General features: G+C 36.5%; 18 protein-coding genes and 1 pseudogene. 4 read left to right on the forward strand and 15 right to left on the reverse strand.

Annotated elements, in window-relative coordinates:
- Positions 1-7 precede the first annotated feature (7 nt).
- The 7 genes from KP713_RS01660 to lsgA are packed head-to-tail and all read right to left on the reverse strand — an operon-like array spanning position 8 to position 6,781.
- Positions 8-1,102 (reverse strand): lytic murein transglycosylase, encoded by a 1,095-nt coding sequence (locus tag KP713_RS01660; RefSeq protein ID WP_140527615.1) that lies wholly within the window; start codon positions 1,100-1,102, stop codon positions 8-10.
- An 8-nt stretch (positions 1,103-1,110) separates the two neighbouring features.
- Complete coding sequence (gene lsgF, locus KP713_RS01665; protein WP_215769664.1) at positions 1,111-1,914, reverse strand: lipooligosaccharide biosynthesis galactosyltransferase LsgF; 804 nt, start codon at positions 1,912-1,914, stop codon at positions 1,111-1,113.
- Between the two features lie 9 nt (positions 1,915-1,923).
- Complete coding sequence (lsgE, locus tag KP713_RS01670) at positions 1,924-2,805, reverse strand: lipooligosaccharide biosynthesis N-acetyl-glucosamine transferase LsgE (RefSeq protein WP_215769665.1); 882 nt, start codon at positions 2,803-2,805, stop codon at positions 1,924-1,926.
- An 11-nt stretch (positions 2,806-2,816) separates the two neighbouring features.
- Entirely contained in the window at positions 2,817-3,590 is a 774-nt protein-coding gene (lsgD, locus tag KP713_RS01675) for a lipooligosaccharide biosynthesis galactosyltransferase LsgD (RefSeq protein ID WP_140527613.1), read from the reverse strand.
- 11 nt (positions 3,591-3,601) lie between these two features.
- Complete coding sequence (gene lsgC, locus KP713_RS01680; protein WP_140527612.1) at positions 3,602-4,663, reverse strand: lipooligosaccharide biosynthesis family 4 glycosyltransferase LsgC; 1,062 nt, start codon at positions 4,661-4,663, stop codon at positions 3,602-3,604.
- A gap of 1 nt (position 4,664) precedes the next feature.
- Complete coding sequence (gene lsgB, locus KP713_RS01685; protein WP_215769666.1) at positions 4,665-5,579, reverse strand: lipooligosaccharide biosynthesis sialyltransferase LsgB; 915 nt, start codon at positions 5,577-5,579, stop codon at positions 4,665-4,667.
- Positions 5,576-6,781: a lipooligosaccharide flippase LsgA gene (lsgA, locus tag KP713_RS01690; protein WP_140527610.1), complete on the reverse strand. Its 1,206-nt coding sequence runs from the start codon at positions 6,779-6,781 to the stop codon at positions 5,576-5,578. The genes lsgB and lsgA overlap by 4 nt, the downstream gene beginning before the upstream one ends.
- Positions 6,782-6,914: 133 nt before the next feature.
- Here lsgA and KP713_RS01695 point away from each other — a divergent pair, with 133 nt between their 5' ends.
- Positions 6,915-7,649, forward strand: coding sequence for a YdcF family protein (locus tag KP713_RS01695; RefSeq protein ID WP_140527609.1), 735 nt, complete (start codon positions 6,915-6,917; stop codon positions 7,647-7,649).
- A 37-nt stretch (positions 7,650-7,686) separates the two neighbouring features.
- On the opposite strand, the gene KP713_RS01700 is transcribed toward KP713_RS01695, so the two are convergent.
- Positions 7,687-8,361 carry an acylneuraminate cytidylyltransferase family protein gene (locus KP713_RS01700; RefSeq protein WP_140527608.1) on the reverse strand — a complete coding sequence of 225 codons (675 nt, stop codon included), beginning with the start codon at positions 8,359-8,361 and terminating at the stop codon, positions 7,687-7,689.
- A gap of 109 nt (positions 8,362-8,470) precedes the next feature.
- Here KP713_RS01700 and KP713_RS01705 point away from each other — a divergent pair, with 109 nt between their 5' ends.
- Positions 8,471-9,133, forward strand: coding sequence for an NAD(P)H-dependent oxidoreductase (locus KP713_RS01705; protein WP_140527607.1), 663 nt, complete (start codon positions 8,471-8,473; stop codon positions 9,131-9,133).
- Between the two features lie 55 nt (positions 9,134-9,188).
- On the opposite strand, the gene rpsO is transcribed toward KP713_RS01705, so the two are convergent.
- The 7 genes and pseudogenes from rpsO to hldE all read right to left on the reverse strand — a co-directional run bounded on the left by rpsO (position 9,189) and on the right by hldE (position 14,891).
- On the reverse strand, positions 9,189-9,458 hold the full coding sequence (gene rpsO / locus KP713_RS01710) for a 30S ribosomal protein S15 (protein WP_005628925.1): 270 nt from the start codon (positions 9,456-9,458) through the stop codon (positions 9,189-9,191).
- 106 nt (positions 9,459-9,564) lie between these two features.
- Entirely contained in the window at positions 9,565-10,344 is a 780-nt protein-coding gene (locus tag KP713_RS01715) for a substrate-binding domain-containing protein (RefSeq protein ID WP_140527606.1), read from the reverse strand.
- A 9-nt stretch (positions 10,345-10,353) separates the two neighbouring features.
- Positions 10,354-11,115 (reverse strand): molybdate ABC transporter ATP-binding protein MolC, encoded by a 762-nt coding sequence (gene molC / locus KP713_RS01720; RefSeq protein WP_215769667.1) that lies wholly within the window; start codon positions 11,113-11,115, stop codon positions 10,354-10,356.
- Positions 11,108-12,121, reverse strand: a complete 1,014-nt coding sequence (gene molB / locus KP713_RS01725) for a molybdate ABC transporter permease MolB (protein ID WP_215769668.1) — start codon at positions 12,119-12,121, stop codon at positions 11,108-11,110. The genes molC and molB overlap by 8 nt, the downstream gene beginning before the upstream one ends.
- A complete protein-coding gene (gene molA / locus KP713_RS01730; protein WP_140527603.1) occupies positions 12,108-13,163 on the reverse strand; it encodes a molybdate ABC transporter substrate-binding protein MolA in 1,056 nt (351 codons plus the stop codon). Before molA ends, molB begins: the two co-directional genes overlap by 14 nt.
- 67 nt (positions 13,164-13,230) lie before the next feature.
- Positions 13,231-13,404: pseudogene (locus KP713_RS01735) on the reverse strand (ModD protein); the annotation flags it as partial.
- A 56-nt stretch (positions 13,405-13,460) separates the two neighbouring features.
- Positions 13,461-14,891 carry a bifunctional D-glycero-beta-D-manno-heptose-7-phosphate kinase/D-glycero-beta-D-manno-heptose 1-phosphate adenylyltransferase HldE gene (gene hldE / locus KP713_RS01740; RefSeq protein WP_215769669.1) on the reverse strand — a complete coding sequence of 477 codons (1,431 nt, stop codon included), beginning with the start codon at positions 14,889-14,891 and terminating at the stop codon, positions 13,461-13,463.
- A 96-nt stretch (positions 14,892-14,987) separates the two neighbouring features.
- On the opposite strand from hldE, the gene htrB reads away from it, so the two are divergent.
- Both htrB and parE read left to right on the forward strand, forming a co-directional pair.
- Positions 14,988-15,923 (forward strand): lipid A biosynthesis lauroyl acyltransferase HtrB, encoded by a 936-nt coding sequence (htrB, locus tag KP713_RS01745; RefSeq protein WP_048952619.1) that lies wholly within the window; start codon positions 14,988-14,990, stop codon positions 15,921-15,923.
- 73 nt (positions 15,924-15,996) lie between these two features.
- On the forward strand, positions 15,997-17,895 hold the full coding sequence (parE, locus tag KP713_RS01750) for a DNA topoisomerase IV subunit B (protein ID WP_215769670.1): 1,899 nt from the start codon (positions 15,997-15,999) through the stop codon (positions 17,893-17,895).
- The last annotated feature ends 17 nt before the right edge of the window (positions 17,896-17,912 follow it).

Raw genomic sequence — 17,912 nt, forward strand, 5'->3', positions numbered from 1 at the left:
TCGTACATTATAATCCTACATTATCTTTAATCCTTTCAGCAAACATGCCAATGCTCAACGCAAAATAATTAGATTTATTCCAATCCAAAATAGTACGGAAATTATTTGAAACTAAAAACGCTCGGCCCGCTTCGCGATCAGGGCGAACTAACCAAAGCTGAGCATTTTCAAGCGTACTTAATTTTGCTTGTTCCTGTGGATTGGCGCTTTTTAAAATTACCCCCATCGCTTGCCAATCTTTTAAAGAACGAGCTTTATTGCTTTCTGTACCCGAATAACTCAAATCAATAGGTTGCGTAAGCATCACCTCTACGCCCCAAGGCAAAGTATTATCCCAGCCTACTGTATGCAAATAATTTGCAATAGAAGCGAAAGTATCAAATTGGTTTTTCCAAATATCTTTTACGTCATCATTATTTCCATCAGCCGCATAACGTAAGAAAGTGCTTGGCATAAACTGAGTTTGTCCCATCGCTCCCGCCCACGAGCCTAACATACGTTCACGTTGAATATGATCTTTTTCAAGCATTTTCATGGCTGAGATAAATTCTTTCGTAAATAATTTTTCTCTACGACCTTCAAAAGCCAAGGTTGCTACTGCAGAAAGTACATCATATTTGCCTTGATAATGCCCGAAGCTACTTTCCATTCCCCATAACGCAAGCAAATACTCCTGCTGAACACCATATTTTTGGCTTGCTTTTTGCAATGGCGCTTGCACTTCCCAATAACGCTCACCCGCGACATTCACTTTATTTTGAGTTAGCACTCTATTGAGATAATTACTCGTGCCGTTAGGATTAGCCACTGGAGGTGAATTAGGATCTCTTTTACGAATTTTACCCGCTTGTTCACGATCTAAATCTACTGCCTTTTGCATATAGAGAATATTATTTTGAGCATTTAATACCGATAATGACACGCCTTCAGCGGCGGCTTTACCTTTTAAAAATTGAACATAATCATTAAAATTTTCTGGCGTTCTTTGCTTAGTATAACTGGTACTATTGACCACAGGCTTAATATCAGACGAACTAGAACAACCAACTAAAAAAAGTGCGGTGGATAATGTAGAAATTTTAAATAACATATTCAATTTCATCGTATTTCCTATTTACGTAAAAAAGTTTGGTAAAGATTTTTTAATAACGAGGTTGGCAATAAACGAGAACCAAAACGCAATGCAAAAGTAAATAATCCAGATAACAATCCTTGAATTCCCAAACGATATTTTAATTTGAACAAACGCCATTCTGCTTTGGCTTGATTGACACCACGACGGCGACTCACCATGCCATTTCCTACTCGCGCATAAACTAAAATATCTGGCAAATTCGCGACATGCAAACCTTGTGCGACAAGTTTTATCCACAAATAATAATCTTCTTGAAGATCTTCATATCCACCACAATTAATGACCGCACTTTTTTGATATGCCACCGTCATGTGATTAAACGGACAACGTTTTTGCGTGAATTTGATAATTTCTTGAGCCGACGTTGGCACATTACGATATGCCACAATATCATTTACATTTTCACCAAATTCGGCAATTTGTCCGCCAAAGATAATGGTCTCAGGATGTTGTTCAATAAACGCCACCTGTTTTTCAAAACGATCAGGCACGCAAATATCATCGGTATCCATACGGAAAACCCAGTCATAATCACAATGCAATAAACCTTCGTTCAAGGCTTTCCCTAAACCTCGATTTTGCGGCAATTTAACTAATTTTAGTGGCAGTTTTGTTTCAAACTCTGTCACAACAGATTCTAATTCTGGTGTTACTGCTCCATCAAAAACCAATACAATTTCATCTGCTTGACGAGTTTGTGCCACAAGGCTGTCAAAACACTCCCGCAAGAATTGAGGATTTTCCTTAATATATAAGGACATTAGGACTGAAAATTTCATTTTATTTTCCTACATAAACCGTTTTAAATTAATGGCTAATTTTGGCGAAATTAAAATAACCAACGTAATAATGAATTGTTTAATGCTTTTTGTTTTCTTAAAAATATCAAAATAATATTTTGCCGCTTTACGCGATAAATTCATAATATGGGGATAAGCCAAAATATAGCTCGCGTTAATATCAAAATTATGAGCTTGCTCTACCGTTTTCACATAATGCTCGCGAATATAGTCAATCGCTTTTTGCGTATTAGTAGTATCCGTAGACACACTTGAACGTTTAGTATGGAAAGTACAATAAGTCAGTGGCTCATTAATTTTATAAGGGGTAAAACTCGGCTCTTGTAGCAGTTTTAACAAGAAATCATAGTCTTCCAAAGAACGAAGTGCGGTGGATAATCCACCTATTTTTAAAAACATCTCTTTTTTAATCGCAACCATTGGCATACCACCAATCTTATTGGCTAATAAAATACGTTCTGTCAAGATTTCTTGGGGTTCAATCGGTTGAGTCACATAAGTAAACCCTTCATTGACCATTTCACACTTAGCTGGATGATAAATAAAATTAATATTCGGATTTTGCTCAATCACTTGTAGTACTTTTTCACATTTTTCCGGCATAAATCGATCATCATCATCGAGAAAAAGCAACCAATCTCCCTTTGATGCACGTGCACCAATATTACGACTTTCCGCTGCACCTTGATTCGTTTCATTACGAATCACTGTAACTGGGAAAGAATAGCGTTGCTCAACGACGACTTTTTCTTTTGAGCAATCATCCACAATAATCACTTCAAAATGAGTCGATGTTTGTTGAGCTAAACTTTCTAATAAAGCTGGCACTTCTGCTTTTCGATTATAAGAAGGCACAATAATGCTTAACATAATTCCTTCCTTTAATTAGCCAAATTTTTCTTAATCGCAAAAATTTTTTTCAATGGATATTTCATTAATTTTTTAAACAAATTATTGGATAAAGATCCACGAATACTTTCTAAATTGCTTATCAATACAGGATTTTCAATGACCATGAGAGGGCGAACCACTTTATTTCTTATATTAAAATCCTGTTCAAAGAGTAAAAAATCATCCGCCAACCAAAATGGTTTATTTTGAGAAATTTGCCGGATAAATCTTCTTGCAGCAGATTTTTTAATAAGATAACCCACCGTGCCGGCAAAATAACTTTTATAAGGGAAAGCGTAATTTACATTGCCTGTTTTTTTGCATAGAAAAGAAAAAGTTGTCGGATAATTAATTTCTAAATCAAAATCATTGAAATCATTAATTTTGGACTGTCCAACCAATATAATTTCAGACTCAAGTTTTTCTGATAAAAGCGCGGTTAAATTTTGCTGAAAATCTGAGTGGAATAAAGCGTCATCTTCACAGACTAACGCATAGCTATCTTCAGCAATGCCATTGTCTTCAACAATTTTTTGGTACACGGAAAGATGACTTAATGTACAGCCGATTTCGCCCTTAGTGACATTACGGCCATAATGTGCTTTAAATTGTTCAATATTAAAAATAGAGGCTAATTCATCCCAATCTTTTTGCATGGTATTAATAGCAGAAAACACTTGGAAATCCTCAGTATTTTTTTGAGAAAAGAATAATTCCCGACGTTGAATATCTTTATCTAAAGAGATCAAATATTTTTTTAACATAAAATGATGCCTTATAAAATCGCTTTCCATTCTTCAATAATTTTCTCAATGCCATAATTTTCACTTATTAAACGAGATTTGTCTGACATCTGTTGATAAAGTTCAGGATTATTCATTAATAAATCCAAACTATTAACCATTTCTTCAATATTATTTTTTTCACAAAGAAAACCATTTTCTTTATGCTCCACTAATTGCTTTACACCCGGAGAACAATTAAAGGCAACAATAGGCAAACCAAATGCCATCGATTCAATAACAACTAAAGGCAAGCCTTCTGTTTGTGAAGGTAAACAATAAATTGAACTGCTTTCATAATAAAAAGCGACATCATTGGTACGAGGAATAAAATTAACTGAATCTTCAATATCCAATGCTTTAGCAAGATTTTTTAAATTCTCTTCTTCCTCACCCGATCCCACTATTTTTAAATTCCAATCTGGGTGATTTTTTGCTAAAACTTGCCAGGCTTTTAATAAATAATCAAAACCTTTATAAGAAAATAAATGCCCTACAGATAAAATAGTTTTATTTTCCCATTTTGCTAATTTATTTTTAGGCAAAAGCGTATTTGGATTAGCTATACTGATTATATTGTTCGTTTTAAATTTTTCTTGCCACAGCGTTTTTTCTGACTCGGTTAATGTGACGACTTTATCACATCTTGTTGAAGCTAAATATTTACCGAGAGTGCGAACTAGGCGATTGCCAGTAAAGTTAAAAGAATAATGCTCCCATAAAATATGCTTTACATGTAAATTGACTAACGCTAAAGCAGAAAAGAGCATAATCGCACCATCAACCACAATTAAGGTATCTAGCTGCAATTCTTTAACCAATACTCTTAATTTTTTTGTAATAGAAAAATAATCTTTTTTCAATGAATAGGGCAATTTATTCATTGCGTAAATATTAATTTTTTCATCGACTTGGAAAAAAGGCTTATTACCGCCAATGCTAATAAAAGAAACATCATATCCTTGTTTAGCAAGAGCGTTAGCAATATTAATGGAAACGCGCTCCGTTCCACCCGAACTTTCGATATTCATAATAAAGAAACCAATTTTTTTCATCTTAAATTTCCTTATAAATCGTTAATCCAAGTTCTGGGAATGAATCGTAACAGAATTGCCATCTTGGAATACTCGTTCTAATAAAACGAATTTCTACATTAGGATGACTTAATAAATTAAACGCAACAGAACTGAAGAACGTGTAAATAATCACTTTTTTATCCGATAAATTCTTAAATACGTAATCTTCAAAAATGAGTTCTGATTCAACATAATTTACCCCATCTACTCGGTAATCTTCTGCAGGATGAGGGAAATAATAGTCAAAAGGAATCTGATCTTTTAAATTTTTTATTAATGAGATATTTTCCTCTTTTGTATTTAACAAGGGTTGCCCAATAAAAAATGAAACTTCGCCATCTATATCACAATTAACTTTATTATCCCATAAGGAAATGGGTTCAATATTGGAAACAATATTTTTGTAATTAGGATAAACCGTATAATGTTTTTTTATTTCTTTAAATAATTTATGCACATTATATTTATCACCAATAAAGATCTTAATCAGTTTATATTTAAATGTGTCAGGTTCTCTCAATAAATTGGGGTGTGGAAAAATATTATCTGAGCCATCATCAAAAGTATAAAGCTCTTTAAATGAAACATGACTAAGATAAGTTTGTAGCCATAATGAATTAAGATTGGCGAAAAAAACTTTATCAAAACTTTTATGCGTAATTTTATTCTTAAGCTGGCGCATTAACTTGAGAGAATCGAAACCTTTTAGATCTTTTCCCGTATCAATGTTCATCGAATCATTACAAACTTCCGCTAATTTACTCGCATACAAGGTTCTTTTTTTATCCCATACACCGCCAAACATGACGCCAAAGAATTGTTCGTTAGGATGTAATTCAATGATTTTTCTCGCAATTAATACTTGTAATGGTGTGCAACAAAGAATGAGATTCATAGGGTTTTACTCACTTTAGATGTCATAAAATAAAGAATAGGAATAATGGAAAGCGAACCAATAATTCCAGCATAAGGGATATATTTAATTTCTGTAAAAGTTAAAGCTACAAGGCTCGCTACATAAATGATTGTAGATAAAACCGAACATTGGGAAATAAGTTTATTTTTTCCATAATAGAAAAGATAATTAACTAAAATCAAATAAGGAATACTTAATGTGGTCGAAATTAAAAATAAAATAAAATAATATTTGGTTCCCACAAATTGGCTACCTAAAATCCAAACTAGCACATCTTCAGGAATAATCCATATAATTAAAGCAGGAATAGGTATCAGCAAAAAGGAAAATAACGCCCATTTATGTAACTGTTGAATCACTAATTTTTTTTGTTTTAAGGCTTCATAAAAATAGGGAATGATCGCTTTATTAAGTGCTTGAATCGCAATAGAAACCACTAAAGCAAGTTGAGCACCCATGGCATAAAGCCCTAAATCTGTTTCACTGAATTTATGATAAATAAAAATACGGTCTAACTGCCCTTTTAAGAAAAAGCTCGCATGATGCAAAATGAGCGGTAATCCAAATCCTAAAATATAAAATAATGCAGATTGATAATGTTTAAATTGATATTTTTTAGATGTTGCACTCTTTCTGTAAATAAAATAAGAAAAAAACCAAACGACTAAATTGCTCAATAAAATGGCCAAAATTCTTTTTTCAACAAGATCATTTTGATAATACTCAAGCAATGCGACGGTAAATACCGCACCAGTAACAGTGAGTGAAAATTGAATAAAAGCATAAGACCAAGCTTTTTTCTGGCATTGTCTTACACTTAGCTGAACATTTAAGAAAGATTGAAAAATTGAGGAAAGTGCAGCATAAAATAATATTTCAGACTGAGCAATCCAACAAACCATTAAAATAATACTGCCAATTATCGTGGTATAAGCATAGCCAGTATTCACTACTAAATTTAATGAACGTTTTCCGTAAAAATAAAAATAACGGGAAATTGCGCCCTCTTGAGTTAAAGAAACCACAATTAAAAATAAACTTAAAAAAGTTTGATAATAAGAAAGTGAGCCATACCCTTCTACGCCCAATTTACGCGATAAATAAGGCAAAAGTAAAAAAGGAACTAACTTTGACGATAATTCCCCAACAAGGTAAATGACACTGTCTTTAAAAACTTTCATAAATATAACCGCACTTTTGATGAATTCGAGCGTTTGTTTATCAAAAAATAAGGGGCTTATTTTAACAAAATCAACATGGACAAGCTATGACTAATCATTATAATGAAGCCGCTCTATATCAAGGATCTTATCTATGTTAGAACTAGGAAAACTTCTTACCGCACTTATCGCGCCACCTCTCAATACCTTTGTATTACTGATTATTGCAGCAATTCTTTATCGTGTTCATTTCAAAAAATTAGCCAAATTTATTGTGTTTATCAGTTTCACTTGGCTTTATGTCATGAGTGCGCCTTTTACTGGTTTATTGCTAACAGATAATGATGATACGCCAGCCCTTACCTTAGATGACTATAAACAAGCTCAAGCTATCGTCATATTAGGCGGTGGATCTTACCCTACCAAAGAACTTTATGCAGAAACGGCTTCTGGCGCACCGCAACTAGAACGTTTACGTTATGCGGCATTTTTACAAAAAGAAACGGGCTTGCCTGTTTTAACCACAGGCTACTCTTTGATAGGCATTTCTGAAGGCGACTTAATGGCAAAAGAACTTAACCAATTCTTTAATGTGACAACGAAATGGATCGAAAATAAAGCCCGTAATACAGAAGAAAATGCCAGTTTCACTAAAAATATTTTAGTGAAAGATCATATTCAAAAAATCATTTTAGTAACAAATCAATGGCATATGAAACGAGCCAAATATCTTTTTGAAAAACAAGGATTTGATGTACTTCCTGCTGCAGCGGCAAGCTATGGCAACAAAGGAAATCTATCTGCAAAATCTTTTGTTCCTGACTTAGGTGCATTAAATAGCAATATGGTTTTATTAAAAGAATGGATTGGTTATTGGAAAGTTCATTAATCTAATATAAAAGAGGTCGCAAAATGCGACCAATCTTCTAAAATTCTTTTGAGATTAAACTTTCAGCTAATTGTAAATCCAGAGTTGAATCAATATCAATCGAGCGATAAGTAGGCATTAAATAAAAACGCATAGGCTCAATAAAAAAACGTTTTTCTACAAATAAACGCTCAATATCATTAATATAAATAGCTCCATTTGCACGGTAAGATTTAGGTAATTTTTGACGCGGTGCTTCAAAATCACTTATCTCGTGAATAGGTTTTACATCTTCATTTTCTAAAGTAAATGATTTATAAGGATGATGCTCGCATTCACAAGCTGATATCACCGACTTATATTTTCCTCCTAGGAAAATTTCCATCGCATTACGAATATCTAAAGCATTGCGTAATGGACTTGTTGGCTGTAACAAAACAGCTACTCCCTCAGAAATATTTAGGCTTTCTAAGCAATGTAAAATAGCATCAATTGTGCGAGTATCACTTTGTGCTAAACTCTCAGGGCGAGCTACCGAAATTGCACCATATTTTTCTGCTTCTTTCAGAATCTTCTCCCCATCAGAGGTTACAACAACTTGATCAAACATTCTTGATTCTTGTGCAGCTAAAATGGCACGACCAACTAAAGACACACCTCCAACAAGCTGTAAATTTTTATCTTTAATTCCTTTTGAACCAGCCCTAGCAGGTATAATTGCAATTCTTTTCATTTTTTAGCTCCACATCACAAAGTGTCTTTCATTTTAGAATGTTTCCCTTGTTTTAGCAAAAATTAATCTTTAACATATCCTCATCTATTTGCTAATAAAAGGAAAACAAATGATTCAACTTACTCGCGAACAACTTATAGAACTATTCAATAGACGTAGCTCTACACGCTATTACGATCCAAACAAAAAAATTAGCAACGAAGATTTTCAAACTATTTTAGAATGCGCAAGATTATCACCAAGTTCTGTTGGTTCCGAGCCTTGGAAATTTTTAGTCATCCAAAATAAAACCTTACGCGGAAAAATGAAACCATTCAGCTGGGGAATGGGCAATCAATTAGATAACTGTAGCCATCTAGTCATCATCCTTGCAAAGAAAAATGCATGTTATGATAGTGAGTTTTTTACCGATGTGATGACACGTAAAGGTCTAAATATAGAACAACAACATGCGGCACTAGAAAAATATAAGAGCTTTCAAGAAGAAGACATGAAATTACTTAAAAATGAACGCGCTTTATTTGATTGGTGTAGCAAACAAACCTATATTGCCCTTGCCAATATGTTAACTGGGGCAACCGCACTTGGTATTGATTCCTGCCCTATTGAAGGATTCAATTATGATAAAATGAACGAATGCTTAGCTCAAGAAGGTCTATTGGATCCTAATGAATACGGCGTTTCTGTTGCAGCAACCTTTGGTTATCGTTCACGTGATATTACTAAAAAATCTCGAAAGGAATTTGATGAAATCATACAGTGGGTAGAATAATCCTGTATAAAGTAAAAAGCTCCCAAGTTGGGAGCTTTATTTTTAGCATACAAAATTAGCGACGTAAACCTAAACGAGCGATAGTGCTTTGGTATAAAGCAAGATCAGTACGTTTTAAGTAGTCTAAAAGTTTACGACGACGAGAAACCATACGTAATAAACCACGACGACCATGGTGGTCTTTTTTGTGCTCTGCAAAGTGAGCTTGTAAGTGGTTGATTTGTGCAGTTAATAATGCGATTTGAACTTCAGAAGAACCTGTATCTTTCGCATCACGACCAAATTCAGCAACGATTGCTGCTTTTTTTTCAGTACTTAGAGACATTTTTTACTCCTAAAAGGTAGTGTTGTTAATACATCATTCGCCGATCTCTAACTCAGCGATGACAAGGAGCTTCCATTCTAGCGATGAATAAGCTCAAATGCAAGGTTTATTCTAGTAAAAAGCCATGATTCTTAATGATGTCTTTAGCTTTATTAGAGCATAAAAATTCAAAAAATTTAACCGCACTTTCAACATTGTTTAATAAAGCCACGACATATTCAGCTTTTACCTCAAATTCAATAGGGAACATATGAGTCAAAAATGCTTGATTATTCAGACCAATACTAGAATTTGTATTTATAAATGCATCGTACATACTTGGCTTAACTTCAGATCTTAATTGATAATGCGCATAACCGATCATCATATCAGCATAACCATTCAGCAATAAATAATGAGATGCAATTTTCCCTTTTGGAACTATATTTAAAGAATTTCCGCCTACTAATTTCAACGCTCGTCGTTTCAATGCCTCCCCTTCACCAGGAAAACATTGCTCAATTTTATCAAATAACAGCCAAGTATAATCTCCACAAGGATCACAAGATGGCGTTGATGTTGCAAGGCGTAAAGAGCGATCAAATAGCAATTCAAAAATGGATTTATGACGGAAGTGTTCTAAATTTAACGTAGTTAATGCTAATTGATTAAAGGCTATCGTTAATTTTTGATAAATTTTTTTAGAATCAGCTAATTGAAGCACATTTTCAGGATTTGCACTAATAAAAATATCACATCTCTTCCCTTGCTCAATTTGTTGACGCAAGATTCCGGCTGGACCACAAAATGCTTTAATCTCTATATGATGAATTTGTCGAAAAATATCAGATAATTCTTGCAGAGCATAACGAAAACTACCTGCACTAAAAACAGTAATTGATTCCACAAGTTTTCCTTACTTTAATAACGTTTTATACAAGGGAACAAAATGCATAAAAAAAGATTCTTTATATTGAGCTTGTTGTTCAAACATCGGTAAATGAAAAAGTGCGGTCAAATTTTCTGAGGTTAAAATATTCCTTGTTTCGCCAAATTTAAAATTTTGTTTATTTAACAATAAAGTTTTATTGGCTATCGCTATAGCTTGATTAGGTTGATGTGTTGTGAATACGACCGCCATTTTCTGTGATTGTGCTAAATCCATCAGTAAAGACAATACGATATCTTGATTTGCAAGATCTAATGCTGAAGTCGGCTCATCCAACAGCATTAATTTGCATTCGGAAGCAATGGCTCTAGCAATTAAAATCAGTTGTCGCTGCCCACCCGAAAGCGAAGCAAATTCGCGATTTGCCAAATGGGTTAAATTCAAATAATCCAATGCCAGCATGGCGATTTGATAATCATGTGGTTTCGGTTTGGCAAAAGTATTAATATGGGTTGAGCGCCCCATCAACACGATATCCAATACGGAATAAGCAAAAGGCGAAGAAAAGAATTGCGGCACAAAACCGATAGATTGATACACCTGAATCTTGCCCTGAATCGGGCGGTGAATACCAAGCAGCAAATCCAACAAGGTGCTTTTCCCACAACCGTTTTGCCCTAAAATCGCCAGAATATCTCCTTTATTCAAATCAAAATTCAGTTGCTGAAACAGGAAGTTTTCTGCTTGGTAATAAAAACCTAGATTTTCCACGGAGAGCGCTTTATTCATTCATGCCTCCGCGTTTTAGTTTATATACCAATACACCAAACAACGGCGCTCCGATAAGTGCGGTCAAAATACTGATTGGAATTTCAGCATCGGACAGGGAACGTGCAACGTTGTCCACGAGCAACATATAAGTCGCCCCAACAAGCATGATGCAAGGCAATAAACGTTGATGATTGGCGCCTACCAGCATACGGCTAAGATGAGGAATAATCAGCCCAACCCAGCCAATACTGCCGCTAATTGCCACCTGACACGCCACTAACGAACCGCTTAAAAAGATCACTAACCAACGTAATTGCGCCACTTTCACGCCCAAGTCCTTGGCTTCTTTCTCATCTAAAGACAGTAAATTCAAGCGCCAACTTAAACCGAGCAAAATCGAGCTACACAGCAAAAACGGGACAAAGAAAAAGAGGAATTTTTCCCAGTTAGAGGTAGCAAAACTCCCCATCAACCAAAACACAATGCTTGGTAATTTTTCTTCTGTATCAGAAATGTATTGCAATAGACTAACGAGGGCAGAAAAAAGCCCGCTTAAAATCATGCCGATAAGAATAAGCATCAACAGGCTACGCTGATTAAATTTAAAGCTAAATAGAAAAACTAAGGCAAGCGTGCCGAAGCCAAATAAGATCGTACTGGTGAATAAGCCATATAAACTGGCCCCAAAGAAAATCGCCAAGGTGCCCCCGAAGGCTGAACCGGAGGTCACACCGATAATATGTGGATCTACCAATGGATTACGAAAAATGCCTTGTAATACCACACCGCTCAACGCCAAACCTGCACCCACGCAAAGTGCGGTTAAAATTCGAGGTAAACGCACTTGAAAAATCACTTGTTGCTGCACCGGGTCGCTCTCAAGTGCGGTCGCTTTTGCCCACAGAATTTGTCCAATTTGCACTACAGACAAGGAATACCGCCCGATTCCCAAAGAAATCACGGCGGTAATCACAAGCAACAGCGTTAAGCCAAAGAGAATTTTAGGGTAACTATTCGGCTGCATTGTCGGCTTTGTAAGACGTGCGGTAGAATTTTTGGTAATAATCGTTCACCATTTTATCCAAATCCACATCTTGGAAACGTTGTGGATAAAGAGTTTTCGCCAACCATACTTCACCCAACGCTAAGGCTTCCGGCATTGGGTATCCCCAGGCTTTGGCATATTCCGGCATCAACAAAACTTTTTTATCTTTCACTGCCTGAATATTCTTCCAACCTTGATCATTCAAAATTTGCGGTACCACATCAGGGTAACGATCTTGAACCAAAATTACTGCCGGATTCCATTCCAACACATTTTCTAGAGAAACCTGTTTGAAACCTTTAATGGTTGCCGCTGCGACGTTATAAGCGCCCGCATGTTCCATCATAAGCCCTGTATATTTACCAGAACCATAAGTGCCTAAATCAGGATTTGCCATATAAGTACGGATACGTTTGTCTACTGGAATATTTCCTAAACGATCAGCCAATAATTTTCTATTAGCAAAAGCCGCTTTGATCAATTCATTACCCTGCTGTTTTTTATCAAACACCTCAGCAATCAATTCAATCCCCTGTTTTAAGCCGTCATTATAAGCTTTATCTTCATCAGTTAATGTTGGATTAAGTTTACCTTTTTCGCCCGCTTCACCGGTACGCAAGGAAATGGCCACCACTGGAATATTCACATCACTGATTTGCTTGATCATTTCAGGCGGTGCGTAGTTAGTCACAAACACCACATCCGGTTTTAACGCCAACAGACTTTCAATATTAACAGAATTCAAATCGCCCGGCATTGCCATGTTTTCCAGCTCTGGTGCAAGGCGAACATAGTTTTTGCCTAATTGTTTCTTCCAGTTAGAAAGCACACCAACAATCTGTTTTGTGGCATCCAATTGCACAGCAATATTCAGAGTCTGATGCTGTAACACCACAGCACGGTGAATGTGATCGGGAATGGTTACTTTGCGATCAAGTTGGTCTGTAATAATCCGATCAGCTAATGCTGAAAAAGAAAGGGAACCGAGCAAGCCGGCAATAAACAATGATTTAAGTTTCATAGAATATCCTTATATAAGTAACAAGGAATTAATTATACACTCAATTATATAACGATAAACAACTAAATTATATCTTTTCAATCACTACCTTTATATCCTCTGGCTGTGCATAATAAGGTACAGAAGTGATAAATAAACGAATACCCAATTTGACATAATCTGATACATTATCTTTATTTACCTCTCCAGCGACAGAAAGCAAAATATCTTTCTGTTTTAATTGAAGTAGCGCTAAAGCCTTTAATTTCATATGAATATTAAAGCAACAAAAAAGGTTGGGACTCCCCAACCTTTCACTTAATTTTTCAATAATTTAATTTTTTCAATCACGTTTGTTGTTGAACAACCATTTTCAAAGTTTAGCACTTTAACATCGCCTCCATTTGCCCAAACTTCTTTTGCGCCAGCAATCTCTTCAGGTTTGTAATCTCCGCCTTTGACCAAAAGATCTGGTAGAATTTCACCGATTAAACGTTGTGGTGTATCTTCAGTGAATGGCACCAACCAGTCCACGGATGCCAAACCAGCAAGCACAGCCATTCGAGTTTCAAGATTGTTAATTGGGCGACTATCACCTTTTAAGCGTTTAACGGAATCGTCGCTGTTTACCGCAACAATTAAACGATCGCCCAATTTACGTGCATTTTCTAAATAAGAAACATGCCCTGGATGCAAAATATCGAAACAGCCATTAGTCATCACAATTTTTTCACCGCGCGCTTTAGCTTGTGCGACAGCATCTTTTAATTCAGCTTCACTCATAATGCCAAATCCAGTGTCAGGGCGAGCATGAATAGCATTTTCAAGTTCCACAGTCGAAACAGTTGAAGTCCCTAATTTACCCACCACAATTCCAGCGGCTACATTGGCTAGGTAACAAGATTCTTCGAAAGAACGCCCATCTGCTAATGCCGTTGCTAATACGCTAATAACAGTGTCACCGGCGCCCGTCACATCAAACACTTCTTTTGCAACAGTTGGCAAATGATAAGGTTCTTGATTTGGGCGTAATAATGTCATGCCTTTTTCAGAACGCGTCACCAAAAGTGCGGTTAATTCAATATCAGAAATTAATTTTAAACCTTTCTCAATGATCTCTTCTTCTGTATTGCATTTGCCCACAACGGCTTCAAATTCAGACATATTTGGTGTTAATAATGTCGCACCACGATAACGTTCAAAATCAGTTCCCTTTGGATCGATTAGCACAGGAACATTCGCTTTACGTGCAATTTGAATCATTTTCTGAACATCTTTAAGCGTGCCTTTACCATAATCAGAAAGAATTAAAGCACCGTAATTTTTCACCGCACTTTCTAACTTCGCTAATAAATCCTTGCAATCTACATTATTGAAATCTTCTTCAAAATCAAGGCGAAGTAACTGTTGGTGACGGGATAAAATACGTAATTTAGTAATAGTTGGATGGGTTTCTAATGCAACAAAATTACAATCGATTTTTTGTTTTTCTAATAAGTGGGAAAGCGCAGAACCAGTTTCATCTTGTCCAATCAATCCCATTAATTGAACTGGTACGTTGAGTGAAGCAATATTCATCGCTACATTGGCAGCACCACCCGCGCGCTCTTCATTTTCCTGTACACGAACCACTGGCACTGGTGCTTCTGGTGAAATACGGTTGGTTGCGCCAAACCAATAACGGTCAAGCATCACGTCGCCTAATACAAGTACTTTTGTTTGCTTAAATTCTGCTGAATATTGAGCCATTTTAAAATCTCTCTATTTGAATAACCAAAATTGTGGCGATTTTACCACAACTCAAATTTACGATAAACTACGCCCCTAACTTACGTGGAAAGAACAATGAAAAACGAAAAACTCCCTCAATTTCAACCGCACTTTTTAGCCCCAAAATACTGGCTGTTTTGGTTAGGCGTGGCAATTTGGCGAAGTATTTTATGTCTTCCCTATCCTATTTTGCGCCATATTGGTCATGGGCTAGGTTGGCTGTTTTCACATTTAAAAGTAGGCAAACGTCGAGCTGCCATTGCACGCCGTAATCTTGAACTTTGTTTCCCTCATATGCCTGAAAACGAGCGTGAGGCGATTTTGCACGAAAATCTTCGTTCAGTAGGCATGGCAATTATCGAAACAGGTATGGCTTGGTTTTGGTCGGATTCACGTATCAAAAAATGGTCGAAAGTTGAAGGCTTACATTATCTAAAAGAAAATCAAAAAGATGGAATTATTCTCGTCGGTGTTCATTTCTTAACGCTAGAACTTGGCGCACGCATCATTGGTTTACATCATCCTGGTATTGGGGTTTACCGCCCAAATGACGATCCAGCATTTGATTGGCTCCAAACACAAGGCCGTTTATGCTCTAATAAAGATATGCTTGATCGTAAAGATTTACGCGGAATGATCAAAGCCCTACGCAATGAAGAAACCATTTGGTATGCACCTGATCATGATTACGGCAGAAAAAATGCCGTTTTTGTACCATTTTTTGGGGTGCCCGATGCTTGCACAACCACTGGTAGTTATTATTTATTGAAATCCTCACAAAACAGCAAAGTGATTCCATTTGCGCCATTACGCAATAAAGATGGTTCAGGCTATACCGTGAGTATTTCAGCGCCTGTTGATTTTACAGATTTACAAGATGAAACGGCGATTGCTGCGCGAATGAATCAAATCGTTGAAAAGGAAATCATGAAGGGCATATCACAATATATGTGGCTACATCGCCGTTTTAAAACGCGCCCAGATGAAAATACGCCTAGTTTATACAATTAAAAGTGCGGTCGAATATCACCGCACTTTTTGATAGAATTTTCTCAAATTTAAAAAATTAACGACTCATCTAACCATGACAACCAATTATTCAGCTCAAGAAATTACCGTTCTTAAAGATCTCGAGCCGGTGCAAATTCGCCCCGGTATGTATACAGACACCACTCGTCCGAATCATCTTGCACAAGAAGTTATTGATAACAGCGTGGATGAGGCGCTTGCGGGTTTTGCTACAAAAATTGAAGTAATTTTACACCCAGATCAATCCATTGAAGTCACAGATAATGGTCGAGGTATGCCTGTGGATATTCATCCTACAGAAGGCGTTTCCGGCGTAGAGGTAATTCTGACTAAATTACATGCTGGTGGTAAATTCTCTAATAAAAATTATGAATTTGCGGGTGGTTTACACGGTGTGGGGATTTCTGTGGTGAATGCACTTTCTGAACGCGTGGATATTCAAGTCAAACGCAATGGTGAAGTGTATAAAATTGCCTTTGAAAACGGCAGTAAAGTAGAGGAATTGGAAGTTATTGGAACTTGTGGCAGACGCACAACTGGAACAACCGTTCACTTCAAACCGAATCCAAAATATTTTGACAGCGCAAAATTTTCCGTTAGCCGCCTACGCCATTTATTAAGAGCGAAAGCAGTCCTCTGCTCAGGGCTTGAAATCAAATTCATTGATAAAGTAAACAATACTCAAGATATTTGGTTATATGAAGATGGGCTTTCCGATTACCTTATCGAAGCAGTTAACGGCTTTGAAACACTTCCGGAAAAACCATTCGTTGGTGAATTTAAAGGAACAAATGAAGCGGTTAGCTGGGCATTACTTTGGTTGCCAGAAGGTGGCGAACTAATTGGCGAAAGCTATGTAAACTTAATTCCGACTATTCAAGGCGGAACACATGTTAATGGCCTACGCCAAGGTTTATTAGATGCCATTCGAGAATTTTGCGAATTTAGAAATCTATTACCACGCGGCGTAAAACTTACCGCTGATGATATTTGGGATCGTTGTTCTTACATTCTTTCCCTTAAAATGCAGGATGCGCAATTCGCAGGGCAAACTAAGGAACGCTTATCATCACGCCAAAGTGCGGTGTTTGTCAGCGGTGTTTTAAAAGATGCATTCAGTCTATGGCTTAACCAAAACGTACAAGATGCTGAAAAATTAGCAGAAATTGCCATTAGTTCCGCACAACGTCGATTACGCGCAGCCAAAAAAGTCGTACGAAAAAAACTCGTTAGTGGCCCTGCGTTACCAGGGAAATTAGCAGATTGTGGCTCACAGGATTTAGAAAAAACAGAATTATTTTTAGTAGAGGGCGACTCTGCAGGCGGTTCAGCAAAACAAGCGCGTGATCGCGAATATCAAGCGATTTTGCCGTTACGTGGAAAAATCTTAAATACATGGGAAGTTTCACCGGATCAAGTATTAGGTTCAACGGAAATTCACGACATAGCTGTGGCTCTAGGGATCGATCCTGATAGCAATGATTTATCACAACTTCGCTATGGTAAAGTATGTATTCTCGCGGATGCTGACTCTGATGGCCTGCATATTGCCACCCTACTCTGCGCCCTATTCTTACGCCATTTTCCGAAATTGGTACAAGACGGTCACGTTTACGTCGCAATGCCACCACTTTATCGCATCGACTTAAATAAAGAAGTCTTCTACGCATTAGATGAAAGTGAAAAAGAGGCGATTTTAGATCGGTTGAAAAATAAAAAAGGCAAACCGAATGTTCAACGCTTTAAAGGTTTGGGTGAAATGAATCCATCACAATTACGTGAAACAACAATGGATCCTAATACTCGTCGCCTTGTTCAATTAACTTATGATTTAGAGGAAAACCAAGGCGCGGATACATTAGAACTCATGGATATGTTGTTAGCGAAAAAACGTTCCGAAGACCGTAAAAATTGGTTACAAGCGAAAGGCGATCAGGTTGATTTATCTGTTTAGACTAAATTAATCTTAGC

Origin of the sequence: Haemophilus sp. SZY H36 (genome assembly GCF_018829625.1) — a bacterium.
Lineage (GTDB): Bacteria > Pseudomonadota > Gammaproteobacteria > Enterobacterales > Pasteurellaceae > Haemophilus > Haemophilus haemolyticus_K.